This is a genomic window from Bradyrhizobium sp. CCBAU 45394, from assembly GCF_028128655.1.
Lineage (GTDB): Bacteria > Pseudomonadota > Alphaproteobacteria > Rhizobiales > Xanthobacteraceae > Bradyrhizobium > Bradyrhizobium diazoefficiens.
In genome coordinates this window covers 25,981-49,902 of record NZ_LBIX01000163.1, presented here as the reverse complement: position 1 = coordinate 49,902, position 23,922 = coordinate 25,981, and the positions used below count along the sequence as shown (strand labels likewise).

24 protein-coding genes are annotated in these 23,922 nt (G+C 64.3%); 16 read left to right on the top strand and 8 right to left on the bottom strand.

Annotated features, from left to right (window positions below; genetic code table 11):
* Positions 1 to 2: 2 nt before the first annotated feature.
* The 7 genes from nuoN (at position 3) to mtnK (ending at position 6,383) form a co-directional block, all read left to right on the top strand.
* On the top strand, positions 3 to 1,439 hold the full coding sequence (gene nuoN / locus WN73_RS20925; RefSeq protein ID WP_011087671.1) for an NADH-quinone oxidoreductase subunit NuoN: 1,437 nt from the start codon (positions 3 to 5) through the stop codon (positions 1,437 to 1,439).
* A 1-nt stretch (position 1,440) separates the two neighbouring features.
* Complete coding sequence (locus WN73_RS20920) at positions 1,441 to 2,247, top strand: biotin--[acetyl-CoA-carboxylase] ligase (RefSeq protein WP_028171718.1); 807 nt, start codon at positions 1,441 to 1,443, stop codon at positions 2,245 to 2,247.
* On the top strand, positions 2,247 to 3,917 hold the full coding sequence (locus WN73_RS20915) for a ribonuclease J (protein ID WP_028171719.1): 1,671 nt from the start codon (positions 2,247 to 2,249) through the stop codon (positions 3,915 to 3,917). The genes WN73_RS20920 and WN73_RS20915 overlap by 1 nt, the downstream gene beginning before the upstream one ends.
* A gap of 66 nt (positions 3,918 to 3,983) precedes the next feature.
* Positions 3,984 to 4,388 (top strand): methylmalonyl-CoA epimerase, encoded by a 405-nt coding sequence (gene mce, locus WN73_RS20910; protein ID WP_011087668.1) that lies wholly within the window; start codon positions 3,984 to 3,986, stop codon positions 4,386 to 4,388.
* Positions 4,389 to 4,397: 9 nt separating this feature from the next.
* Positions 4,398 to 4,673, top strand: a complete 276-nt coding sequence (locus WN73_RS20905) for a DUF1467 family protein (protein ID WP_011087667.1) — start codon at positions 4,398 to 4,400, stop codon at positions 4,671 to 4,673.
* A gap of 36 nt (positions 4,674 to 4,709) precedes the next feature.
* Entirely contained in the window at positions 4,710 to 5,057 is a 348-nt protein-coding gene (locus tag WN73_RS20900) for a hypothetical protein (RefSeq protein ID WP_011087666.1), read from the top strand.
* A gap of 33 nt (positions 5,058 to 5,090) precedes the next feature.
* On the top strand, positions 5,091 to 6,383 hold the full coding sequence (gene mtnK, locus WN73_RS20895) for an S-methyl-5-thioribose kinase (RefSeq protein ID WP_028171720.1): 1,293 nt from the start codon (positions 5,091 to 5,093) through the stop codon (positions 6,381 to 6,383).
* Positions 6,384 to 6,396: 13 nt separating this feature from the next.
* On the opposite strand, the gene WN73_RS20890 is transcribed toward mtnK, so the two are convergent.
* Positions 6,397 to 7,272 carry a hypothetical protein gene (locus tag WN73_RS20890; RefSeq protein ID WP_028171721.1) on the bottom strand — a complete coding sequence of 292 codons (876 nt, stop codon included), beginning with the start codon at positions 7,270 to 7,272 and terminating at the stop codon, positions 6,397 to 6,399.
* Between the two features lie 298 nt (positions 7,273 to 7,570).
* On the opposite strand from WN73_RS20890, the gene WN73_RS20885 reads away from it, so the two are divergent.
* From WN73_RS20885 to WN73_RS20865, 5 genes are read left to right on the top strand one after another with little or no spacing between them, the layout of a single operon-like run.
* On the top strand, positions 7,571 to 9,160 hold the full coding sequence (locus tag WN73_RS20885; RefSeq protein ID WP_028171722.1) for an ABC transporter substrate-binding protein: 1,590 nt from the start codon (positions 7,571 to 7,573) through the stop codon (positions 9,158 to 9,160).
* Positions 9,161 to 9,220: 60 nt separating this feature from the next.
* Positions 9,221 to 10,144 carry an ABC transporter permease gene (locus WN73_RS20880; RefSeq protein ID WP_028171723.1) on the top strand — a complete coding sequence of 308 codons (924 nt, stop codon included), beginning with the start codon at positions 9,221 to 9,223 and terminating at the stop codon, positions 10,142 to 10,144.
* Positions 10,141 to 10,962: an ABC transporter permease gene (locus WN73_RS20875; RefSeq protein ID WP_011087661.1), complete on the top strand. Its 822-nt coding sequence runs from the start codon at positions 10,141 to 10,143 to the stop codon at positions 10,960 to 10,962. The genes WN73_RS20880 and WN73_RS20875 overlap by 4 nt, the downstream gene beginning before the upstream one ends.
* Positions 10,959 to 11,939: an ABC transporter ATP-binding protein gene (locus tag WN73_RS20870; RefSeq protein WP_028171724.1), complete on the top strand. Its 981-nt coding sequence runs from the start codon at positions 10,959 to 10,961 to the stop codon at positions 11,937 to 11,939. The genes WN73_RS20875 and WN73_RS20870 overlap by 4 nt, the downstream gene beginning before the upstream one ends.
* Positions 11,932 to 12,984, top strand: a complete 1,053-nt coding sequence (locus WN73_RS20865) for an ABC transporter ATP-binding protein (protein ID WP_028171725.1) — start codon at positions 11,932 to 11,934, stop codon at positions 12,982 to 12,984. The genes WN73_RS20870 and WN73_RS20865 overlap by 8 nt, the downstream gene beginning before the upstream one ends.
* An 87-nt stretch (positions 12,985 to 13,071) precedes the next feature.
* On the opposite strand, the gene WN73_RS20860 is transcribed toward WN73_RS20865, so the two are convergent.
* Entirely contained in the window at positions 13,072 to 13,905 is an 834-nt protein-coding gene (locus tag WN73_RS20860) for a hypothetical protein (protein WP_028171726.1), read from the bottom strand.
* Between the two features lie 259 nt (positions 13,906 to 14,164).
* Positions 14,165 to 15,619 carry a DUF1254 domain-containing protein gene (locus WN73_RS20855; RefSeq protein WP_011087657.1) on the bottom strand — a complete coding sequence of 485 codons (1,455 nt, stop codon included), beginning with the start codon at positions 15,617 to 15,619 and terminating at the stop codon, positions 14,165 to 14,167.
* A 680-nt stretch (positions 15,620 to 16,299) separates the two neighbouring features.
* On the opposite strand from WN73_RS20855, the gene WN73_RS20850 reads away from it, so the two are divergent.
* Entirely contained in the window at positions 16,300 to 16,575 is a 276-nt protein-coding gene (locus WN73_RS20850) for a hypothetical protein (protein WP_028171727.1), read from the top strand.
* Between the two features lie 107 nt (positions 16,576 to 16,682).
* On the opposite strand, the gene WN73_RS20845 is transcribed toward WN73_RS20850, so the two are convergent.
* Positions 16,683 to 17,309 carry a LysR family transcriptional regulator gene (locus WN73_RS20845; protein ID WP_011087656.1) on the bottom strand — a complete coding sequence of 209 codons (627 nt, stop codon included), beginning with the start codon at positions 17,307 to 17,309 and terminating at the stop codon, positions 16,683 to 16,685.
* Positions 17,310 to 17,437: 128 nt separating this feature from the next.
* Here WN73_RS20845 and WN73_RS20840 point away from each other — a divergent pair, with 128 nt between their 5' ends.
* On the top strand, positions 17,438 to 17,830 hold the full coding sequence (locus tag WN73_RS20840) for a RidA family protein (protein ID WP_028171728.1): 393 nt from the start codon (positions 17,438 to 17,440) through the stop codon (positions 17,828 to 17,830).
* A 47-nt stretch (positions 17,831 to 17,877) separates the two neighbouring features.
* Entirely contained in the window at positions 17,878 to 18,567 is a 690-nt protein-coding gene (locus WN73_RS20835) for an L-2-amino-thiazoline-4-carboxylic acid hydrolase (protein ID WP_028171729.1), read from the top strand.
* A gap of 357 nt (positions 18,568 to 18,924) precedes the next feature.
* On the opposite strand, the gene WN73_RS20830 is transcribed toward WN73_RS20835, so the two are convergent.
* The 4 genes from WN73_RS20830 to WN73_RS20815 form a co-directional block, all read right to left on the bottom strand.
* A complete protein-coding gene (locus tag WN73_RS20830) occupies positions 18,925 to 19,953 on the bottom strand; it encodes an ABC transporter permease (protein ID WP_028171730.1) in 1,029 nt (342 codons plus the stop codon).
* A 12-nt stretch (positions 19,954 to 19,965) separates the two neighbouring features.
* Positions 19,966 to 21,468: a sugar ABC transporter ATP-binding protein gene (locus tag WN73_RS20825; protein WP_011087652.1), complete on the bottom strand. Its 1,503-nt coding sequence runs from the start codon at positions 21,466 to 21,468 to the stop codon at positions 19,966 to 19,968.
* 21 nt (positions 21,469 to 21,489) lie between these two features.
* A complete protein-coding gene (locus WN73_RS20820) occupies positions 21,490 to 22,512 on the bottom strand; it encodes a sugar ABC transporter substrate-binding protein (protein WP_028171731.1) in 1,023 nt (340 codons plus the stop codon).
* 144 nt (positions 22,513 to 22,656) lie between these two features.
* Positions 22,657 to 23,061 (bottom strand): globin, encoded by a 405-nt coding sequence (locus tag WN73_RS20815; RefSeq protein WP_028171732.1) that lies wholly within the window; start codon positions 23,059 to 23,061, stop codon positions 22,657 to 22,659.
* A gap of 481 nt (positions 23,062 to 23,542) precedes the next feature.
* Between WN73_RS20815 and WN73_RS20810 the strand changes: the two genes are divergently transcribed.
* Complete coding sequence (locus tag WN73_RS20810; protein ID WP_028171733.1) at positions 23,543 to 23,917, top strand: DUF2946 domain-containing protein; 375 nt, start codon at positions 23,543 to 23,545, stop codon at positions 23,915 to 23,917.
* The last annotated feature ends 5 nt before the right edge of the window (positions 23,918 to 23,922 follow it).

Sequence of the window (23,922 nt, the reverse complement as noted above, 5' to 3'; positions counted from 1 at the left end):
CCATGAGCTTTGAGACTGCAGGTTATCAACTGGCGCCGGTGCTGCCCGAGCTCGTGCTCGCGGTCGGCGCCATGGCGCTTCTGATGCTCGGCGCGTATCGCGGGCAGGAGACCACAAAGACGGTCACGACGCTGGCGATCCTGCTCCTGATCGTGGTCGGCGTGCTCGAATACATGCTGCCCGCGGGCAAGCAGGTGACCTTCGGCGGCAGCTTCATCGTCGACGACTTCGCCCGCTTCATGAAGATCCTGGCCCTGATCGGCTCGGCGGTGACGCTGGTGCTGTCGACCGAGTTCCTGTCCGACCCGTCGCGCCGCATCTTCGAATACGCCATCCTGGTACTGCTCTCGACCCTCGGCATGATGGTGCTGATCTCGGCCGGCGATCTGATCTCGCTCTATCTCGGCCTCGAATTGATGTCGCTGGCGCTCTACGTCGTGGCGAGCTCGAACCGCGACAACGCCAAGTCGACCGAAGCCGGCCTGAAGTACTTCGTGCTTGGCGCGCTGTCCTCGGGCATGCTGCTCTACGGCTCCTCGCTGGTCTATGGCTTCACCGGCACGGTCAGCTTCACCGGCATCGCGGCAACCGCGACGACCGCGAATGTCGGCCTCGTCTTCGGTCTCGTCTTCCTGCTCGCCGGGCTCTGCTTCAAGGTCTCGGCCGTGCCGTTCCACATGTGGACGCCCGACGTCTACGAGGGCGCCCCGACGCCGGTCACCGCCTTCTTCGCCTCGGCGCCGAAGGTGGCCGCGCTCGCCGTCTTCACCCGTGTCACGCTCACCGCTTTCCCGGGCATCGTCTCGCAGTGGCAGCAGATCCTGGTGTTCGTGGCGATCGCCTCGATGGCGCTCGGCTCCTTCGCCGCGATCGGCCAGAGCAACATCAAGCGCCTGATGGCCTATTCCTCGATCGGCCACATGGGCTTTGCCCTGGTCGGCCTTGCCTCCGGCACCGTCGAGGGTGCGCAGGGCGTCCTGATGTACATCGTGATCTATGTCGCGATGACGCTCGGCTCGTTCTCGATCATCCTCGCCATGAAGCGCAACGGCCAGGCCGTGGAGCAGATCAGCGATTTCGCCGGTCTCTCGCGTACCAATCCGCTGCTCGCCTTCATGTTCGCGATGCTGCTGTTCTCGCTCGCCGGCATTCCGCCGCTCGCCGGCTTCTTCGCCAAATGGTACGTCTTCGTCGCGGCCATCAAGGCGAACCTGTTCACGCTCGCCGTGATCGGCGTGCTCTCCAGCGTGGTGGGCGCCTACTACTATCTCGCCATCGTCAAGACGATGTATTTCGACGAGCCGGCCGGCCAGGTCGACCCGGTGCGCGTCGAGGTGAAGACGGTGCTGGCGGTCGCGGGCCTGTTCAACATCCTGTTCGCGCTGTTCGCGGGCCCGGTGGTGAGCGTCGCCTCCGCCGCCGCAAAGTCGCTGTTCTAGGATGGGGTTCGCGCTCGGTCCTCGCGCACTCTCGGCGGGCTACAAGCTCGCGGCTTTCGAGCGGACCGGCTCGACCAATACCGAAGCGATCGAGCACGCCAGGGGCGGCGAACCCGGCCCGATGTGGTTCGTCACATCGGAGCAGACCGCCGGCCGCGGCCGGCGCCAGCGCGCCTGGATCGCGCCGCGCGGCAATCTTGCCGCCAGCATCCTCGAAGTCATGACTGTTCCGCCAGCCGTCGCGGCCACGCTCGGCTTTGCGGCGGGGCTCGCGGAGGAGGCGGCCCTCGAGAAGGTGAGCCTGGAGGCCGCGCTGCGCCTCGGCGAGGGCCGTCCCCGCTACGCCCTAAAATGGCCGAACGACGTGCTTGCCGACGGCAAGAAGCTCGTCGGGATCGGGCTCGAGGCCGAAGTCATCGGAGACCGCCTCGCCGTCGTCGTCGGCATCGGCACCAACGTCGTCGCCGCGCCGGAGGGCACGCCGACGCCCGCGGTGTCGCTGGCCGCGCTTGGCGTCCAGATCAGCGCGGAGGAGCTGTTTTCCGCCCTGTCCGATGCCTGGGTCGAGTTCCGCGGCATCTGGGACAATGGCCGCGGCTTTGCCGAGATCCGCAAGCTCTGGCTGGTGCGGGCCGCCGGTCTCGGCGAGAGGGTTGCGATCAACACGGGAACGACGACGCTCGAAGGCATTTTCGACACGATCGACGACGCCGGTTGCCTGATCGTCCGCACTGCTGACGGCCGACGCCTGCCGGTGGCGGCCGGCGAGGTGTTCTTCGGCTCGGCCGCCTCAGTGGGAGCTGCGTGATGGCGAAGCCTGACGAACTGGTCTTTGCGCCGCTCGGCGGCGTCGGCGAGATCGGCATGAACCTGTCGATCTACGGCCTCGGCAACCGCCAGCAGCGCGCGTGGCTCGCGGTCGATCTCGGTGTCTCCTTCGGCGACGAGGAGCATCTGCCGGGCATCGACCTGATCATGCCCGACATCAGCTTCCTGGAGAAGGAACGCAAGAACCTGATGGGCCTGGTGCTGACCCACGCCCATGAGGACCATTTCGGCGCCATCATCGACCTCTGGCCGAAGCTGAAATGCCCGATCTATGCGACCCAGTTCAGCGCCGCGCTGTTCGAGGCCAAATGTGCCGCCGAGCGCAACGCGCCGAAGATCCCGGTGACGGTGGTGCCGTCGGGAGGGCGCGTCGATATCGGCCCGTTCAACGTCGAGTTCATCCCGGTCGCGCATTCGATACCGGAGTCGCACGCGCTGGCCATCCATACCGAAGCCGGCATCGTGCTGCACACCGGCGACTGGAAGATCGACCCGACCCCGATCATCGGCCGCCCGACCGACGAAAAGCGGCTGCGCGAACTGGGCGACGAGGGCGTGCTCGCCCTGATCGGCGATTCCACCAACGCGGTGCGCGACGGCCGCTCGCCCTCCGAAGCCGAGGTTGCCAGGACCATCGCCGGGCTGGTCAAGGCCGCCAAGGGCAGGGTTGCCGTGACGACCTTCGCCTCCAACGTCGCGCGCATCAAGGCGGTGGCGGATGCGGCGCGGGCCGCCGATCGCGAGGTCGTCGTGGTCGGACGCGCCATGGACCGCGTGTCGCAGGTCGCGCGCGAGACCGGCTATCTCGACGGGGTGCAGAACTTCCGCTCGATCGACGTCTACGGCCATCTGCCGCAGGACAAGGTGCTGGCGCTCTGCACCGGCAGCCAGGGCGAGGCCCGCGCGGCGCTGGCGCGCATCGCCAATGACGACCATCCGGAGATCACGCTCAACCGCGGCGACTGCGTGATCTTCTCCTCGCGCACCATTCCCGGCAACGAGAAGGCGGTCGGTTCGATCATCAACAACCTGGTGCTCCAGGGCGTCGAGGTCATCACCGATCGCGACGCCCTGGTCCACGTCTCCGGCCATCCCCGCCGCGACGAGCTGCGCGACATGATCGCCTGGGTGCGTCCGCAGCTCCTGATCCCCGTCCATGGCGAGGCCCTGCACCTGCACGAGCACGCCAAGCTCGCGCGCGCCGCCGGCGTGCCGCGCGTCCTGGTCTGCCGCAACGGCGACCTCGTCAAGCTCGGTCCCGGCGATCCCGGCATCGTCGGCGAGGTGCCCTCGGGCCGTCTCTACAAGGACGGCACGATCCTGGAGGATTCCAAGTCCCGCGCGGTGGTCGAACGCCGCCGCATGGCCTTTTCCGGCTGCGCTTTCGTCGCCATCGCCATGACCGCGCAAGGCGAGCTTGTCGACGAACCCGAGGTCGATCTCGTCGGCGTTCCCGAGAAGAACAGGGCGGGCGAGGCCTTTGACGACCTGGTCTTCGAGGCCGTGATGTCCACGATCGAGGGGCTGCCGAAAGCGCGCCGCCGCGATCCGGACGCGCTGGCCGAGTCGGTGCGACGCGCGGTCCGGGCCGTGATCAACGAACATTGGGGCAAAAAGCCCGCCTGTCTGGTACATGTGCTGACAGTCTGATTGAGGCATGGTCTTTTCGGAAAGGCGCTTCACGCTTTTCCGGATCGTGCTCTGAGGGAGAGAAACATGCTGGGTCGGCTCAACCATGTCGCGATCGCGACCAAGGATGCCGTCAAGGCTGCAAAAATCTACGGCGCCGCGTTCGGGGCGCAGATCTCGGAGGCGGTCGCGCTGCCCGAGCATGGCGTCACCACGGTGTTCGCGACACTGCCCAACACCAAGATCGAGTTCATCGAGCCGCTCGGCGAAGCTTCTCCGATCGCAAAGTTCCTGGAGCGCAACGCGGACGGCGGCATCCACCATGTCTGCTACGAGGTCGTGGACATCATCGCCTCGCGCGACACCTTGGTGAAGGAGGGCGCCCGGGTGCTCGGCGACGGCGTGCCGAAGATCGGCGCCCACGGCAAGCCGGTGCTGTTCCTGCACCCGAAGGACTTTTCCGGCGCGCTGGTCGAAATCGAGCAGGCGTAAGGCCGTCCCATGGCCATCCAGATATCGACCGCGATCGCGATCTACTTCGTCATCTGGTGGGTCGCGCTGTTCCTGACGCTGCCGTTCGGCGTGCGCAGCCAGCACGAGGACGGCGTGGGCGCGCCCGGCACCGATCCCGGTGCGCCGATCCTGACGCGGATGGGACGCAAGCTGATCTGGACCACGATCATCTCGGCGATCATCTACGGCGCGGGCCTTGCCGCCTATCACGCCGGCTATCTCTCGATCGAACGCCTGTCGAAATTGATGGGCATGCCGTTCTAGACGTTCTTTGCTGACGATATTGTTTTGGGGGAACGAATGACTTTTCAGAGGATCGTCGTTGCGCTTCTAGTGCTGATCGTCGCCGGTCTTGGTGCCATCGGCTATTTCGAGTGGAAGATGGCCGTCCAGGTGCGAACGCTGAAGGCGTTCGTCGAGGGCTATGTCTTCAACGAGGCCGTGATGGCCTGCGAGCAGGCCAAGAGCTCGACGCCGTTCAAGTGGAACGGCGGCAAGAGCACCTCGGTGATCGGGCTGAACTCGGTCAAGCTGGACAAATACAACGTCAGCGCCAGCTACACGCTGGTGGCGGACGGCGTCTATTGCGATTACGATCCGATCAAGAGAAAGGCCGGGATCGGCTCGAGCTTCCTGGAGCGGGAGTAACGATCCGGCCCATAGTTATGGGGTAGGATCGTCATGACCGGGGACCGGGCAGGGGACTATCGGATTCTGCATGAGGCGGCGCTGCGGGACTATCTCGCGGGCCTGCCGGACATCGCGGCGCTGCTCGGCGCCGAGCCGGTGTCCTGGTCGATCACCGAGGTCGGCGACGGCAATCTCAATCTCGTCTTCATCGTCAAGGGCGACCGCGGCGGCGTCGCCGTGAAGCAGGCGCTGCCCTATGTCCGTCTCGTCGGCGAGAGCTGGCCGCTGCCGCTGTCGCGGGCCCATTACGAATATCTCGCTTTGTCGCGGCAGGCCGAGCTCGCGCCCGGCCTCGTGCCGGCGCTGCTGCATCACAACGAGAAGCTGGCGCTGACGGTGATGGAGCTGCTCGAGCCCCACATCATCATGCGCAAGGGGCTGGTCGCGGCGACGCAATACCCGCGCTTCGCGGGCGACATCACCACCTTCATGGCGCGCACGCTGTTCTTCACCTCAGACCTCGCGCTGTCCGCGGCCGAGAAGAAAGAGGGCATCGCCGCGTTCGCCGGCAACCATGCGCTGTGCAAGATCACCGAGGACCTGATCTTCACCGATCCCTACCGCATCGCCGAGCAGAACCGCTGGACCGCGCCTTACCTCGACGGCCTGGCCGCCTCGTTGCGCGACGACATGGACCTGCATGTCGCGATCTCCCGGCTGAAGCTGAAGTTCATGGCAAGCCCGGAGGCGCTGCTCCACGGTGATCTCCACACCGGCTCGATCATGGTCACGGGCAGCCAGACGCGGGTGATCGACCCGGAATTCGCATTCTACGGCCCGATGGGGTTCGACGTCGGCGCCGTGCTCGCCAATCTGCTGATGGCCTATTTCGCCTCCGCCGGTCACGAGCGCGCGCCGGGCGAGCGGGCCGCGTTCGAGGGCTGGGTGCTGGAGACGGTCGAGCGGGTCTGGACCGAATTCGCCGGCAAATTCCTCGACTTCTGGCGCGCCGGTGCTTCGGGCGATGCCTATCCGGTCTCGCTCTTCGCCGGCGAGAAGGGCGCCGCGCGCCTGGAGGCGGAGCGGCAGGCCTATATGCAGCGCCTGTTCGCGGACACGATTGGCTTCGCCGCGGCCAAGACCATTCGCCGCATCTTCGGCCTCGCCCACAACATCGATTTCGAGCTGATCGAAGACCCGAAGAAGCGGGCGATCAGCGAGGCCCGCGCGGTGCGGCTGGCGAGGGCGATGATGGTGGAGACGGGGGCGTTTCGGACGATCGCTGACGTGACAGGCGCCGCGCGAAAGCTGCGCGACTGGATGCCGGAGTTTGCGAACGGCTAGAGGCCGATGCGCTTCAATAAAGCCGCATCGGCAGCAGGACGCCGTCTGTGCCGGCCAGCAGACCCCAGGTCTCGTTGGCCGCGACCTCGAACTCCCGGCTCGCTGCCGCACCGCCGTCGACCTTGAGCGTGACCTTGTATTTGCCGGGCGGCAGATCGATCTTCTGACTGTCCGGTATTTCGGCTGCGGCACCGTCGGAGTTCGTCAAGTTCTCGCCGGCGTGCGCCGCCAGCTTGATGGTCTGGTCGGCGACGGTGATGACCGCCCCCTCGTCCGACTCGTTGCCGAGCATCAGCTTTGCCTGCCTCGGCCTCGGCAGGAGGCCGGCATTCGCGATACCCGGCTTGCGCAGCGAAAGCTCGGCGATTGTCCTGTCGTTCTGACGGGAAAGCCGGAGCAGGACCGGTCCACGGGGCGTCGTGAAGGTGATCACCGCCCGGTCTGGTTCGACCACCGTCTCGATCCAGCCACGCTTGCCGAGCTCGGCGCGATAGAAGCCGAGCACCGCCGCGAGATCGCGCGGGGTCTCGGCGTAGACCGACGTGATGAACGGCGAATTCTTCGCCGTAGCGATGCTCCAGCTCTCCGGCAGTGGCAGACCGGTGCCCTGGAAAACCCTGGCTTCGAAACCCGCACCTGCGCCCCGTGCGACCGCTCCGACGGGGATGCTGAGCAGTCGTTCGACGAAATTATCCGGAGTGTCATGGCCCCGGACCGCCCACCCCGTTTCGTCAAGATAGTCGTTCACGCCGGTGGTGCGACTCCAGCCGAACCGGATGCTGTCCGCCTCGCTGTACCGGCCGAGGCTGGCCGCGACCGGGCTTGCCAGCACGGCCGTAGCGGCGACCAGTCCGCCGATAAGCAAAGCACCGAGCGTTCGGCTTTTCATGTGCGGATTCCCATCTCGACGAGATCACTGGGCTGAAGGCCCTTGTCCTGAGCTTGGTCGCATCGATCACGCCGGACGTTCACCGCTCGTAGATCGTTGTTTCCGCTTCCGATTCTCGACGGGTTGAGAGGGTCGCCGCAAGCTACGGCTTCACCTGAGGGCTCGCCCCCCGGGCGGGCGTCTCGAACGAAGCGTTGCAAGGAACTGCGGCATCGAAGGCGAAAAGAGGAGCTTGCACTCGACGTGCCGCGAGTGGTCAACTCTGTGACTGGAATAAGCCTGCGGTGCCGGAGGGGACATGATGTTCAGGATTGTGGCGATCGTCGCTGGGTTGGGACTGGCGCTCGCCGGATCGGTGGAGGCTCAGACTCCGCGCAAAGGCGGAACCATCCGGATGACGGCGCCCTACGGTTCCAGCTTCACCAGCCTGGACATTCACACCACGCAGCGCGCCCAGGACGAGATCTACGCCAAGGCGCTGCATCGGTCGCTCTACATCTGGAATTCCGCGGAAGGAAAACCCGTCCTGGAACTTGCCAAGGAGGACGTGGTCTCGGGCGGAGGCCTCGTTCACACCTTCAAGCTGCGCGATGACGCCTATTTCCACAATGGCCGCAAGATGACGGCCGACGACGTCATCTGGTCCTACAACCGCATCATGGACGGCGCCAAGGCCTATCCCGGCGCGCGCTTTGTCCGCGTGATCGAGGGCGCCGCCGCGGTCGAGAAGGGCCAGGCCAAGGAAATCTCCGGCCTGAAGAAGATCGACGACTTCACCCTCGAGATGAAGCTGACCGAGAAGGTCGATCCGGGCTTCTACTTCTTCACCGCGCTGACCTCGATCTATCCCGCCGACGAGGCCGCGAAGGATAGCTTCATCCAGAAGCCGATCGGTCTTGGACCGTTCAAGTTCGTCGAGCACGTGCCGGGATCGCGCATCGTCCTGGAGCGGTGGGACCGCTTCTACAAACCCGGCAAGCCCTACGCCGACAAGGTCATCGTGTCGGTCATGGGCGAGGCCGCGGCGCGCGATGTCGCCTTCCGCAACAAGGAGATCGACACCTCGGTGCTGGGACCTGCGCAGTATGTCGCCTACCAGTCCGACGCCGACCTCAAGGGCACCATCGTCGAGGTCGCCGAGGTCTTCACGCGTTACATGGGGATGAATACTGCATTCAAGCCGTTCGCCGACAAGCGCGTTCGGCAGGCGATCAACTATGCGATCGACACCGACCTGATCATCAACAAGCTGGTCAAGAACAAGGCCTATCGCGCCACCAGCTGGCTGCCGCTGACCTCGCCGCTCTACGACAAGACCATGAAGCCCTATGCCTTCGATCCGGCCAAGGCCAAGCAGCTGCTGACTGAGGCCGGCTATCCCTCTGGCTTCGAGTTCGAATGGACCACCAGCCAGAACGAGAGCTGGGGTTTGCCGATCGTCACGGCCGTCATCCCGATGCTGGACAAGGTGGGCATCAAGGCGAAGGTCAAGCAGGTCGAGACGGCGGTGCTGGCGGAGGTGGTTCGCAGCGGCGACTACCAGGCCTTCATCTATTCCCAGCAGACCGGCCCGGATCCCCAGGCCGCGCTGAAATGCTTCCACTCGTCGACGCCGCAATCGGCGTGCAACTACATGAACTTCAAGAACGCCGATTTCGACAAGCTGATCGACGAGGCCGGGCAGACCGACGACGCCGCAAAGCGCGGCCAGCTGCTGCAAAAGGCCAATGCGCTGCTCTACGAAGAGGCGCCGGTCTGGTTCTTCAACTACAACAAGGCGGTCATGGCGGTGCAGCCGTGGCTCAAGGGGGTCCAGCTGAACGCGACCGAGCTGACCCACCAGAACGTCGAAGACCTCTGGGTCGACGAAACCTCGCCCGCGAAGTGACACCCGCTCTCGCGCTCCCTCCCTCGCGACAAGCGATGGAGGGAGCGAGGAAAAGTGCCGATGCTCTCCTTCCTGATCCGTCGCCTCCTGCAAACCATTCCGACCGTGCTTGCCGTGGTGATGCTGGTCTTCGTGCTGTTCAGCGTGGTTCCCGGCAGCATCGCCTCGACCATGAGCGACGACGTCGATCCGCAGGTCGAGGCGCGCATGAAGAAGCAGCTCGGCCTCGACGAGCCCGTCTACCTGCGCTTCGGCTCCTATATCGCGAAGCTCGCGACCGGTGACTTCGGGACCTCGTTCCGGACGCGCGAGCCGGTCACGACCATGATTGCCAAGCGGATGGGGCCGACCCTGCAATTGATCTTCGCGTCCATGGCATTTGCGGTCGCGATCGGCGTGCCGCTCGGCTTCGTCGCGGCGTTGCGGCCTGGTGGTGTCGTCGACAGCGCGGCGATGGTCGTGGCGGTGTCGGGTCTTTCAATGGCCAAGTTCTGGCTCGGACTGCTGCTGATGTACCTGTTCGCGTTGAAGCTCGGCTGGCTGCCGAGTTTTGGCTATGGCGATGGCGGCCTCAAAAATCTGATCCTGCCGGCCGTGACACTCGGCGTTTCGCCGATGGCGCTGCTGGCGCGAACGACGCGCGCCGCAGTCCTCGAGATCATGCACGCCGACTTTGTCCGCACGGCGCGATCGAAGGGCATGAGCGAGACGCGCGTCGTGAAGTGGCACGTGATGCGCAACGCGCTCGTCCTGATTCTCACGACAATGGGCCTGCAATTCGGCGCGCTGATGGGGCAGGCGGTCGTCGTCGAGAAACTGTTCTCCTGGCCCGGCATCGGCTCGCTGCTCGTCGACAGCGTCCTGCAACGCGACATTCCCGCCGTCCAGGGCTCCATCCTCGTGGTGGTGCTGTTCTTTCTCGCGATCAATCTGCTGATCGACCTGCTTTACGGCGTGATCGATCCCAGGATCAGATACGCATGAAGCTCCGCGCCAATCTCGTCATCGGTGGTGCCTTGTTCGCGCTTGCGATCCTGGTCGGCCTGCTCGCACCCTGGCTGGCGCACACCGATCCCGTCCTGGACGCCAATTTGATGAATGCGGAAGAGCCCCCGAGCTGGACCTGGTGGTTCGGGACCGACGGGCAGGGCCGCGACATCTATTCCCGCGTCGTCTACGGCGCGCGCATCTCGCTGACGGTCGGCATCGTCTCGCAGCTCATCAACAGCGTCATCGGCGTGGCACTGGGCCTGAGCGCCGGCTATTGGGGCGGCTGGTGGGACGATGTCGTCAACGGACTGACCAATCTGATGCTCGCGATCCCCTCGCTGATCTTCGCGCTGGCCATCATGGCGGTGCTTGGACCGGGCCTGACCAGCCTGCTCATCGCACTTGGGCTGACCAACTGGTCCTTTACCTGCCGGATCGCGCGGGCCTCGGCGCTGTCGCTGAGGAGCCAGGGCTACGTGCAGGCGGCAACCGTGCTCGGCTACGGCGATCTGCGGATCATGATCACGCAGCTCCTGCCGAACATGCTCGGACCCATCATCGTCATCGGCACGCTTGGGATGGGCAGCGCGGTCTTGTCCGAAGCAGCCCTTTCGTTCCTCGGCCTCGGCGTCCGCCCGCCTTTTCCGAGCTGGGGCAGCATGCTGTCGGAAGCCCGCGACCAGATCACGACGGCGCCGTGGCTCTCGGTCTTTCCGGGCCTTGCCATCTTCCTGACGGTGCTCGGCCTCAACCTGCTCGGCGACGGCCTGCGCGACATTCTCGATCCGCAATCGCGGAGCCGGCGCACATGACGGGCCCGCCGCTGATCGAAGTCGAGGATTTGCGCATCGATCTCGACGACGGATCGCGGCGCGTTGCGGCGGCCGAGGGCATCTCGTTCCGCATTGATCGTGGCGAGACGTTCGGCCTGGTCGGCGAATCCGGATGCGGCAAGAGCATCACGGCGCTCGCCTTGATCGGCCTGTTGCGGCCGCCGCTGTCGATCGGCGGCGGCGCCATCCGGTTTGAGGGGCGGGAGATCCAGCACCTTTCCGCGGCCAGGCAGCGGGAGCTGCGCGGCAATCGCATCGCCATGATCTTCCAGGAGCCGATGACGGCGCTCAATCCGGTCTCGCCTGTGGGGCGGCAGATCGCCGAGATGTTCGTGCTGCACCAGGGCAAGAGCTGGCGGGAAGCAGACCGGCTGGCGGTCGAGGCGCTGGCGAGCGTCCGCGTCCCCGCGCCCGAGCGACGCGTCAAGGATTACCCGCACCAGCTGTCGGGGGGCATGCGACAGCGCGTGATGATCGCCATCGCGCTCGCATGCGGTCCGGACCTTCTGATCGCCGACGAGCCGACCACCGCGCTCGACGTGACCGTGCAGGCCGAAATCATCGAGCTGATGCGGAATCTGTGCGCCGAGCGAGGAACGGCCATCCTGATGATCAGCCACGATCTCGGCCTGGTCGCCAATGTCTGTCGCCGCGTTGCCGTCATGTATGCCGGCCGCATTGTCGAGGAGCGCGGCTCGGCCGATATCTTCCGGGCGCCCTCGCACCCCTATACGCAAGGCCTGGTCGACTCGCTGCCGCGGCTGGGCAGCCGCGCGGCGCTTGGCCGTACCAGGCTCCAGGAGATCGCGGGCGTCGTGCCGGCGATCACGGCTTTCCCTGATGGCTGCAGGTTCAATCCGCGTTGCGCGCGGGCGACCGATATTTGCCGGACCGCGGCGCCGGAGACGACACGGCTGGACGCGGGCGGTCTGGTGAGGTGTCACCACCATGCATGAACCGCAAGAAAGGCCTGGTGAGGGGAGGCCGGATGACGATGTCATTCTCAGCGTCGAGGATCTCGCGGTTCATTTTCCGCTGGGAGGCGGCTTGCTGGGCCGCGGCCGGCGGCTGCTCCGTGCCGTCGACGGTGTCGATCTCAGGCTGAAGCGCGGCGAATGTCTCGGCCTCGTCGGCGAGTCCGGCTCCGGCAAATCGACGGTCGCATTGTCGATCCTTGGTCTGTTGGGGCCGACGCGCGGCCGCATCGTGCTGGACGGACAGGTCGTGACGAACAGGCAATCCGGCGATCGCAAGGCGCTGGCCCGCATCGTGCAGATGGTCTTCCAGGATCCGTACGCCTCGCTCAACCCGCGCCAGACCGTTCGTCGCACGCTTGAAGATCCGCTGCGGGTGCATGGCGTCACCGCCGCAAGCGAGATCGAGGACCGCGTTGCGACCATGCTCAAGCATGTGGGATTGCGCCCCGAACAGGCGGGCCGCTACCCGCATGAATTCTCGGGCGGCCAGCGCCAGCGCATCGGCATTGCGCGTGCCCTGATCCTCAACCCCAAGATCGTCATCTGCGACGAACCCGTGTCGGCGCTCGATGTCTCGATCCGCGCCCAGATCATCAACCTGCTGCTGGAACTAAAGGAGACGCTCGGCCTGTCCTACATCATGATCAGCCACGACCTCGGCGTGGTCGAGCACATGAGCGACCGCGTCGCCGTGATGTATCTCGGCCGCATCGTGGAGAATGGCGACTGGCGCGAGATCTTCGAACGGCCGGCGCACCCCTATACGCAAGCCCTGATCGCAGCCATCCCCGATCCGCTGCGCCACGCACCGCTCGCGACGACAGGGGGCGATCTTCCCAATCCGCTCAATCCGCCGAATGGATGCGCGTTCAGCCCGCGCTGTCGTCACGCCGAAGCCGTGTGCCGCCAGGAGCCCGGTCCGTCGCTGGAGACGCGTCCCGACGGGCACGCGGTGCGGTGCTGGCGGGCTGACGAGATTGCGGGGCAGGCGGCATTGGCCTCGACCGAAAGCGGACATCCCTAGAATGGAGGGCGCGTCCGTTGCCGGATCCCAAGTTCGCCGGCTGCCAGCGCTAGCAGCGTCAATTTCTGTGGAACGTCGATGCCCGCTTTAGTGCGCTGACCATGGCCATGAGATTGACGGTCGCGGCTTCTTGGCCTCGGGCCGCTCCGGGGTTCGCGCCGGCCTTTGCGCTTGGACGACATTGGCCGACTGCCGCGGACGTGGCAGCGGTATGTCAGGCACCGCTTTGGGCTCTTCAGAGCTCAGCGTTGGTGGCGCTTCGGGCATCGTCTTTGGTTCTTCGGGGCTCGTCGTTGGTGACGTTTCGGGGATTGCCTTTGGCTGTGAAGCGTTGGCGATGACGCGGGCGAGTTGGTCCTGACTTGCGTTGAGCCGCTCGGTGAGCGTCTGGCTTTCGCGCGCCATTTGCATCTGATCGGCCTTGATCTGGAAGATGATGCCGTTGTTGCGCTCCGATTCCTCTCGACTCGCCCTGAGTTGGCTTGCCAGATTTTCATTGTCGCGGATCAATTGTTCCTGCCTCGCCTTAAGCTGTTCGACCGTTTGGCTCAAGGCAGCGAGATCACGCGCCATCGGTTGAAACTGCTGCGACAACTCGGAACGCAGGACAACGGCGCTCGGCACGACCGCCTCCGGCGCGGCGCGAGCCAGAGGTGCTGGGTCGGAGGGAGGCATCTTTGCTGCATCAGCGGAGAATGACCACCACCAGGCAACCACACCAAGGGATGCCGCCAACAGGAATCCGACGGAAGCCACATATCGCCAATCCGCCTGAAGCGTTGCGAGGGTGATGGAGGACCGCTCGATGCTGATCGGCGCGGCCGAAGAACTGACTCCTGCTTCGCGTGCCAGGTTCGACAGTTGCTCCTCCAAGCTTGCGATCTGCCCTTCCACGAGCCTGTCGTCTAGCATGGAGTTCATTTGATGCTCCGTATCAAAATGCAATGGCAATCGCGTGAGAGCGATCCGCGCTACGGCGAGCGAACACTCAACGCATCGGTTCTTGGGCCTGCGAGGATTGTTTCTTGCCAGCCGCTCGGTGTTGATTTTTAACGCAGCCGAGGAGGGCGGAACTATGTTCGTACTTGGAGAACTATGGAAGGAGTGCTGACCCTTCACCGCCTGCTTCGCGTTCGCGCGGTCGGACGCCGGCGCCGAAGCGCCGGCGTGCCGCCAACTTTTATTGGGCAGAAATGCCCACCGTTGTTTGCGACTTCACAACCGGCGGCGGATTCCATTTGCCGGTCAGCGCTTCCGACTTCGGCGCGTACAGGCGCATGGTCAGATTGAACGGCGCCTTCGGTGCAGGAAGCCAGTTGGCTTCGAGCTCCTTGCCGGGGCTCGCGTTCTGGAAATAGAGGTCGAGCGATCCATCCGCATTGTACTTGAACGGCATCCAGCTGGAGACCGCAAAACGGTTCAGCGTGTTGCCGACCTGGAAGCCGTCCTGATCGTAGAGCGTGATCGACCAGAACGCGTTGACAGGCGGCGTGGCGCCCTTCTCGAAGGTGACGGTGTATTTGTTCGCGCCATCGAGCGGCTTACCGGTGTCGTCGGCGAGATTGAGCGGATAGATGGCATCCTCGACCACGTTGGCGCCAAGCCCCTGCTGCGCGACAATGGCCCGCTTCAGGTAGTAGTTGCCGTAAACACCCATCGTGTCGGTGTTCATCCCCCAGCCGTTGGCAACCCGCGCCAGCGTCGGCACCTTCCAGGCCATCAGCTTCTGCGCGTCCTGCGGTGCGGTCTCCAGCGCTCTTTGCACGGCCGGGTCGAGCTTGCCGATGTCAAAGCTCTTGCCGGGCTCGATGCCGATTTTCTTCATCTGCGCGAGGATCGGTTCGTCGGTGACGTGAGGCGGATGCAGCTTCAGCAATTCCGCGGCATAGGCGAAATACACCCCCGCCGTCATGGTATCGACCTGCGTCTTTGGCGGCGTCTTCATGTCGACGCTTGGGTCCGGCTTGAATTCGACCGGCCTGGGCGTTTTGCCATACTCGGAAAGCAGGGTGACCTTGTAGCCGGCCTGGATCTTGTGGACCGCATCATAATCCGGCGGCCCGTCGGTCTTAGTCCGGCCGATCAGCCAGACGTAGGGCGTTGGCGCGTCGATGCGCTGGGTGTCTTTTGGAAGCTTGAACTCCTCGGCGAATCTGTCCCGCAGATCCGGCCGCCAGTTCGCCGGCGCCACCAGGAACGTCCCGGCCTTGGTGCCCGTCGTGCGCCAGCCCGGCGATGCGAAGACGTCCGTCCACATGTCGAGCATCGGCAGCAGATAGTAGCGCCCATCGGTATCCGGTGCTGAGATGACAACCGGCTCCTTGGTCATGTCGAGCCAGGAGGCCGAATACAGCGTATCGAAGTTGGACCGCACCACGCCTTTGAAATCCGCCGGCGGGTATTCGGGCACGTTGACGAACGTGTTCATCGGTCCCCTGAAATCGGTCGTGCCGTTGGTGAATTGCTTGCGGGATACATCCATCGACATGATGGAGTAGAAGTAAACATAGGCGTCGACCGCGATGGCGTGCGCCTCCTGTTCGGTGATCGGCGGCGCCGATTGAGCCAGCGCTGCGGGTGCCGTCGCCGCACCAAGGCAGAGAGACAATGTCAGTGGCAGGAATCCTCGAAACATCTCGAACCTCCTCTGCTGATGATTGATTTGGATTTACGCCTTCGTTCAATTCTCCTTGTCCAACGTCGGAATCGTCTCGCCTCTCGTGACGGTCGAGCCCGGCGAATTTTCGATCATTTGATCCACATCATATCGCCGGGACCTCGACCCACGCGTCGCGCGCGTTCCCCGCGTCTTCGTTCGTCTCAATGACAGGGTGGAGGCGGGGCTGCCGCGTTCTGGGCGAACGCTGTTTCGGTCCCGCGCAACGGCGCGGTTACGGTGAGCATTCCGAAAATCTGATTCAGTATTGTGTTACGCATGACATCATTCCTTGTACAAAAAACTACGGAACGACTTGAAACACTCGTGCTTGGGCGCGCCATTGCGAGGCAATGTGCAATGCATCAAACGCCTGACGGCGTATTCGGAAATCGAAACGAGGCGTGGTGGAAACGTTGCAACGAGGCGATTATAGATAGTTCTGGAAAGCTCCTTGCGAATGAAACGCTAGCACAACCGCCCAGTGAGGACCAGCCTTGGTCGTTATTTTGTGCCTCTACTTCGTCGCGCTATGGGCCGGCGTGGAGGCGAACCGGAGCACGCCGCGCTAAGGTGGGGGGCGGGCGCGGACAACGCCGGTGTTTCTGCTATAGTGCGACATTCGAACTCGCGGGGCGGCCGCTTCAAGGGTTGAAATCATGCACAGAGCATCTGGATCATTACTGTTTGCCATCGCTTTTATTCTTCTTGGTCCGCAAGCGCGCGCGCAGCAACTTCCGGCCGAAACGATTCAGGGAATGCTGGCGGCCCAGATCCGCACACAAGGCTTCACTTGCGAAAAGCCACTCGGCGCAAGGAAGGATGCGAAGTTGTCTCGACCTGATCGCGACGTTTGGGTTCTGAAATGCAGCAACGCCATGTACAGGATCTCGCGCGTTCCCGACATGGCGGCAAAGGTCGAACCGCTCCGCTGAGCTCGACGCTCTCTACGGATTGGCGCCGTGATGGAATTGCGCCGGTGTTTTGCCCGACGTGTCGAACGTCCTGGCGGCGAGGGCTCAAGCCATGCCTCACGGTCGTCTCAGCTCCCGCTGATGCCGACCAGGCGAGGGCGGCGGTTTGCGAGCGGGTTCTCGGCCGGCAGGGCGCGCAGCCATTCGCGAAAACTGACGATCTCGGGACAATCCGCGGTGCCTTCAGGCGCGATCAGCCAATCGCCGAGGCCCGACCCCTCGTTGAGCCGGTCGCAGCGATAGCCCGGATGGCGGCTGAGGCCGCGGGCAATCAGCAGGTCCACCTTGCCCTCGACCAATTCGTGCAGGCCGGCGGGCTGCAGCACCCGCAAACCGATGTCCGCATGCGCGCTGCGAAACTCCGCCAGATCGAGGCGGCGCAGGTCGAAGCTGCCATGGACTCCCAGTTGCAGCAGCACAGTACCTGACGGTTTCAATTGCGAAGTCGCCTCCGCAATGTGGCGAAAGCCTTCGGAGACCCCGGGCAGATAGGCCTGACCGGCCGCCGTGAGGATGAGCTGCTTGTGCAGCCGCTCGAACAGCTGCACGCCGAGGCGTGCCTCCAGCGCCTTCACCTGCTGCCCCACGGCGGCGGGTGTCACGTGTAGCTCGTGGGCGGCGAGCTTGAAGCTGAGATGCCGTGCGGCGGCCTCGAAGGCGCGGAGCGCGTTGAGCGGGGGAAGGGCGTAGGTCATTGCGCCGCAGTTTGACACCGATGGGCCGTGGCCTTGCAATAGATTTTCTTGCGCTGAACCGCAGGAATGATGCTTTGCGCCGAGGCGATGTCGCCGGTTACGGTCAGCCCGCAATCCGGAGAAACCCCATGCCCTCAGCTCAAATCGTCAGCCACAATCCCGCAGCGGTCCACCCTCCCGCCGGCGGTTACAGCATGGGACTTGAACTGACGCAGCATCGCCGCCTCTTGTTCATCAGCGGCCAAGTGCCCGAGAGATCCGACGGCACCGTGCCCGAAGGTTTCGAGGCGCAATGCGAGCAGGCCTGGCGCAACGTCATCGAGGTGCTCGCCGCCGCGGGCCTTGGCGTCGAGCATCTGGTCAAGGTCACCACGTTCCTGACCGAACGGGATCAAGTCGTGCCCAACCGCGCCATTCGCCGCACGGTGCTCGGCGAACACCGGCCTGCGCTCACGGTCGTGATCGTCGAGACCGTTGACAGCAAATGGCTGCTGGAGATCGAGGCGATCGCTGCGGAATGAGGCCGGCTTCGCCGACCTTGCAAACAGCCAATTATGTCAGGTGCCCAATGGCCGAGAACATCCATCCCTTCTACGAGACGCATCGGGGCGCAATGGAAGCCGCCATGCGTAATCGACTCGACCTTGCCGAGCCGATGTTGCGCGAGCGCGCGCATCTCACCGACATCGGCGGGATCAGACGGGAGGTGATGGACGAATTCGAGATCGTGCTCACCCAAATGCCCTATGTCGGGGGCGCGGCAAGCCGCATGAGCGATTTCTTCATGCGTCTCATGGGCTTCATGGCCATCAGCCGGGTGCTGCGGCGACACGGCGTGCCGCTGGCCGTGATCGGCGAGATCGAGCGCGAAACCTACAAGGCGCAATTGCTCACCGACCCCGAAACGGAACGTCTCGCCTCGGGCCGTCAGTTCATGTCGCCGGAGAACCAGGCTTTGCTGCGCGCGCAGGCTGCAGGAAGTGTTACTGAAAGCCATCAGGAAGAGTTTCCGGAGGATTTCGTTTACGATTTCGTCGAGCCGGGGCCGGATGACAATTTCGAGTTCGGCATCAACTACAAGGCTTGCGGCTTCTGCAAATTCGCGGCTCGCCATGGCGACAAGGACATCCTGCCGAACATCTGTGGACTTGATTTCGACGCCTATGCAACGCGAGGCATCCGCCTGGAGAGGACACAAACCTTGGCTGGCGGCGCGAGCCACTGCAATTTCCGATTCTCGCGGCTGCCGTCGGAGTAGAACCGTCACACTGAGGTGGCCGCTTCTTCAGCCGCCCTCGAAGGGCGACGGCCCGGCTGCATCTCGGCCGTTCATCCTTCGAGGCTCCGCGTGCGATTCCTTCGCATCGCCTGCCTCGCACCTCCAGCGACAACGGCTTCGCCGTTGCGCGGGGATGACGGATCATTGTTCCTGCGGTCTTGGAAAGCTGCACGGACGTACCAGTTGCAACGATGACATCCTGCACCTGTTTTGCCCGACGGGTCAAATGTCGGTGCGGTCGCACTCGCGCAGTCGCGAGTTTGGTAAGCGACTGAACTTCCTCACAGTGTCTACTGTGCATGGGGTTGTTTTCGCGCTTTTTGTTTTGAGGGCTGGCTACTCCGCCGCCTTCTCCCTCAACCGCTGGGCGTAGACGTTGATGATCAAGGCCGCCAGCAGGATCAGGCCACGGATCAGGATCTTCAAAAAGCTGTCGATGTTGACGTGGTCGAGGCCGTTATTCAGGACCCCCAGGACGAAGAGCCCGACGATGGTGTTGCCGATGCCGCCGCGGCCGCCGAACAGGCTGGTGCCGCCGACCACGACGGCGGCGATGGAGTCGAGCAAATAGGTGTCGAACTCGTTCTGCTGCGCGCTGCCGAAATGGGCGACGCCCAGCATGCCGCCGATGCCGGAGCACACCGCCGAGATCACCATCACCGCGCCGAGGATGAACTTGACGTTGAGGCCGGAATATTCGGCGGCCTCGCGGTTGCCGCCGACCATGTAGACGTAGCGGCCGAAGCGCGTGTAGGTCAGCACCAGATGGCCGCCGAGCAGCATGATGGCCGCGACGATGACGATCCAGGGGATGCCGCCGATCGATCCGGAGCCGAGCGTCGTGATCAGGCCGGGCACCTTGTAGGCGATCTGGCCGCGCACCAGCAGCGCCGAGATGCCGGCGGCGATCTGCATCATCGCCAATGTCATGATGAAGGAAGGGATGCCGATCACGGTCAGGCCCAGCGCGTTGACGAGGCCGAGCAGGGCGCAGAGCAGGATCGACAGGATGATCGCAACCGCGCCGGGCAGGGGGATGTTGGCGATGTTGACGTAGGATTCTTGCAGCGTGAAATAGGCAACCGCGATGCCGGTGACGTTGGCGATGCTGGCGATCGACAGGTCGATCTCGGCGCAGAGGATCACGAAGGTGAGGCCGACGGCGATGATGCCTGTCACCGACACCTGCGTCAGGATGTTGCCGAGATTGTCGAGCGTGGCGAAGGAGGGGCTGGCGAAGGCGAAGAAGGCGGACAGGAAGATCAGCGTCAGGAACGGCGCGATGTTGCGCATCTGCGAGCGCAGGAAGGGCGCCAGACCACGCGCCCGATGAGCTTCAGCAAAGGCCGTCTCACTGCTCGCCATGGTGCTTCTCCGTCACGCCGCTTCCAGCAGGCGGTCCTTGCTGACCGGCTCGTTCGAAAATTCCCGCACCAGTGCGCCGCGCTTGAGCACGAGGATGCGGTCGGCCAGCGACAGCACCGTCTCCGGCTCGGTCGACAGCACGATGATCGCGAGCCCCCTGGCGCGAAGGTCGCGGACGATGTTGATGACGTCGTTCTTGGCGCCCACGTCCATGCCGCGGGTCGGCTCGCACAGCACCAGCAGCTTCGGCGGATAGGTCAGCCATTTCGCCAGCGCGACCTTCTGCTGGTTGCCGCCGGAGAGCATGCCGAGATCGAGGCCGACCACCGGCGGCCTGATCTGCAATTGCTCGACCTGGCGCCTGGCGATGTCGCGCTCCTGTGCCGGCTTGAGCAGCAGCGACGAGATGCGATCCAGAATGCTGATCGAGATGTTCTTGTAGACCGGCTCCTGGTGAAACAGCATGTCGCGCCGGCTCTCCGGCACCAGCGCGACGCCCGCGCGGCGCGCAGCCGCCGTGCTGGCGAAGGTCTTGGGTTTGCCCTCGACGGCGAGCGTGCCGCCGTCCGGCTTCAGCTTGCCGAACAGGATGCGCGACAGCTCCTGCTGCCCGCAACCCATGAAGCCGTAGATGCCGAGCACCTCGCCGGCGCGCGCCTCGAAGGAGATGTCCTTCAGGCTGCGCGCCAGCGAGAGCTGGTCGACCTTCAGCACCACCGAGCTGCCGCTCGGCTGGGGCAGCATCAGATCGTCGGTGTAGCTATGCTCGAGCGCTTCGCCGCCGCGGCCGATCATGGCCTCGATCAGCGCGCCCTTGCTGGTCGCCGCGCTCGCTGTCTCCGCGATCTTCCGTCCGTTGCGGAACACGGTCACCGTGTCCGACACGAGCAAGATGTCCTCGATGAAATGCGAGATGAAGACGATTGCGGTGCCTTCCTCGCGCAGGCGCCGGAGCGTCGCGAACAGCCGCTCGACCTCGGGCGGGGAGAGGGCGGAGGTCGGCTCGTCCAGGATGACGATGCGGGCGCCGGAGAACAGCACGCGGGCGATCTCGATCAGCTGCTGGAGCCCGATCGGGAGGTCGCCGAGCCGGCTCATCGGATCGACGTCGATGCCGAAGCGGGCAAGCTGCTCGCCGGCCTCGCGCGCCATGCGCCGCCACTGCACCAGACCGAGGGCGTTGGTCGGTTGGTTGCCAAGGAAGACGTTCTCCGCGACCGTGAGGTCGGGCGCGACAGAGAGCTCCTGGTGCACCATGGCGATGCCGGCCGCATGCGCGTCGCGCGTCGAGCGGAAATGGGTCTCCTTCCCGTCGAGCAGGAAACGGCCGGAGAATTCGGTGTGCACGCCGGCGATGATCTTCATCAGCGTGCTTTTCCCGGCGCCGTTCTCGCCGACGAGACCGTGAATCTCGCCGGGATGAAGCGCGAAGTCGACACCACGAAGCGCCTCGACGCCGCCGAAGCTCTTCGTGATGCCTTGCAGTTCCAGGATGGGCGAACGATCCTCTCGCATTGCAGATCAGATCTTGGAGGCTCAGATCAGGAAGTGATCCTGCATCCACTGCATCCCGGCGGCGTTGGCCTTGGTCACGACCGGGCCGTCGGTGACGACGTTCTTCGGGATGCCCTGTCCGCTCTTCTCGCCGCCGACGACGGCGGAAACGCCCGCGATGATCGCACCGCCATGGATGCGGCAGGACGGATTGCGCACGGTCGCGAACATGCGGCCCTCGCTCACCGCCTGGATTGCCGGCGGCATCGCGTCGACGCCGCCGATCAGGATGTTGGTGCGGCCCCGCGCCTTCATGATGTTGGCAGCGGCCAGCGCCATGTCGTCATTGTGGAAGAACGCCGCGTCGATCTGCGGATATTTCGTCAGATAGGTTTCCCAGAGGCGCGCGGTCTTCGAGACGTCCCAATCGGCCGGCTGGGTGTCGAGCACCTCGATGCCGGGAAATTGCTTGACGACGTTGTTGAAGCCCTTGGCGCGGCCCTGCGCGCCGGTATGGCCGAGCGCGCCCTGCGTCATGATGATCTTACCCTTGCCGCCCATGGCGTTGCACAGCGCCTGCGTCACCGAGGCGCCCATGAACTCGTTGTCGGGAGCGAGGAAGGAGTGGACGTTGATCTGGTCGAGCGGAGCGATCAGCGTGTCCATGTCGATCACGGGCGTGCCGGCGTCGATCATCTTCTGCACGGGCTGGGTGAGGGTGCCGATGCCGAAGGCCTGGATCGCGACGAAATCCCATTTCTGCGAGGCCATGTTGTCGATCGCGGCGCGCTGCTTCACCGCATCGAGCTGGCCGTCGAACCAGGTGACTTCGACGTTGAACAGCTTGCCCCAGAATTCCGCGGCCTGCTTGCCCTGCGCACACCAGGTGGCCTGGAGGCCGGCGTTGGAGAACGCCGCCTTCAGCGGCTTCTCCGATCGTCCGACTTCGGCTGCCAATGCGGGCTTTATGCCCATGCTGCCGAGGATGGCAGTTGCGGCGCCGGCGGTCGCTGCCGCCTGAAGAAGATCGCGCCTCGTCGTCGAGAAATCTTTCGTCCCGGACATCGCTCGCTCCCATAGATTTTGGCGTCGGCGCGTCATTGATTGCGCGACCGAGGCGGAAAGTGTCTCACAATCGAGGAGTTCACGCCACCCAATCTGCGATTGCGCGCAACGTCGCGGCGAGCCGTGGTGGTGCAGCGCAAAGCGTCAGGCCGGAACGGCGACGTATGCCTCGATGTCGGTCAGCAACGTATCCCAGGCCTGCGCGATCTCGGCCGACCATGCATCGCCGAGCAGGTCGCGTAGCGTATCCCTGATGATGGCGAAGAAGGCGATGAACAGCTCGCGCGGCGTGCCATAGGCATCGTGCGAGACGATTTCGCAGGCGATCAGCCGGAAATGTCCGCTGCGTGTCCCGGCGAAATCGAGGATCGCCTCGATCGTCAGCGCAAGCATCGATCCCTTGACGAGATCGCTGCCTTGCGAGCGGAACATCGTCCGCGTTTCCGGGTGTTCGTCGAAAAGACGCCGGTAGACCAGCGGCGTGAGATCCGCGCAGCGCGAGGCCGCGCGTTCAAAGCTCTGTTCGATCGGATTGGGGGAGATAGTCATCGGCGTAGGCGCCATGCAGACAAAAAAAGAGCGGGGCCCTAGCCCCGCTCAAAAATTGTGTCGACCCTATTATCCCCGATTCTAAGATTTGCTCTTGATTGACGGGGCGACGCTGCGTTTTGCGCGCCAGGGGCTCCTCCCGAGACTTGGACCACCAGACTTCGACCTCTCGGCCAGCCTGAGCAAGAGGGATGCTAGATCAACTTTTCTCACTTGTCATCATTTTCGGCAACGATTGTTCAAAATAAGAGCAGTTAACGAAACGATCGGGCTTTTAGCCATGTAAGCATATGACAAATATAAGAAATCTGTGGATGGGCGGGGCGGATCGGTTGCCTCAAATGCCGGACCCGCCCCCGGATGGGGCGCCCCCGACCACGGTTTTCGGCAAATTTGCGCTGGATCAAGAAGGCGGCGGAACTGACCTCGACTCAGGTCCCGGCGCGGTGTTTAGTTAGCGCACGAACGAATGGTTCGGCGGATGCGCGCACGGCTGCAAAAATTCCTACCCCTGGTCCTGCTCGCCCTGGCGATGCAGGTGCTGGCGCCGATCGCCGCCTGCTGGGCGGCCGGCCAGGCCGTGGCCGATCCGCTGTCGGCCGCCGTCATCTGCCACAGTGCGAATGAACAGGGCGGCCTGAACGATCAGACGGGCACGCCAACCGCGCATGGTGCTGCGTGCGCGCTCTGCTGCCTGGCCCAGGCCAATGCGTCGCTCGATTCGCCGCCAGAGGTTGCGCTCGCCATTCCCTTCCGCCATGCCGAATGTGTGGCGTGGCACGTGGCGGACGCATCCGCTGTTTCCGTCCATAAGGACGGAAGTGCTCAGGCGCGCGCGCCTCCTCGATTTTCCTGACGACC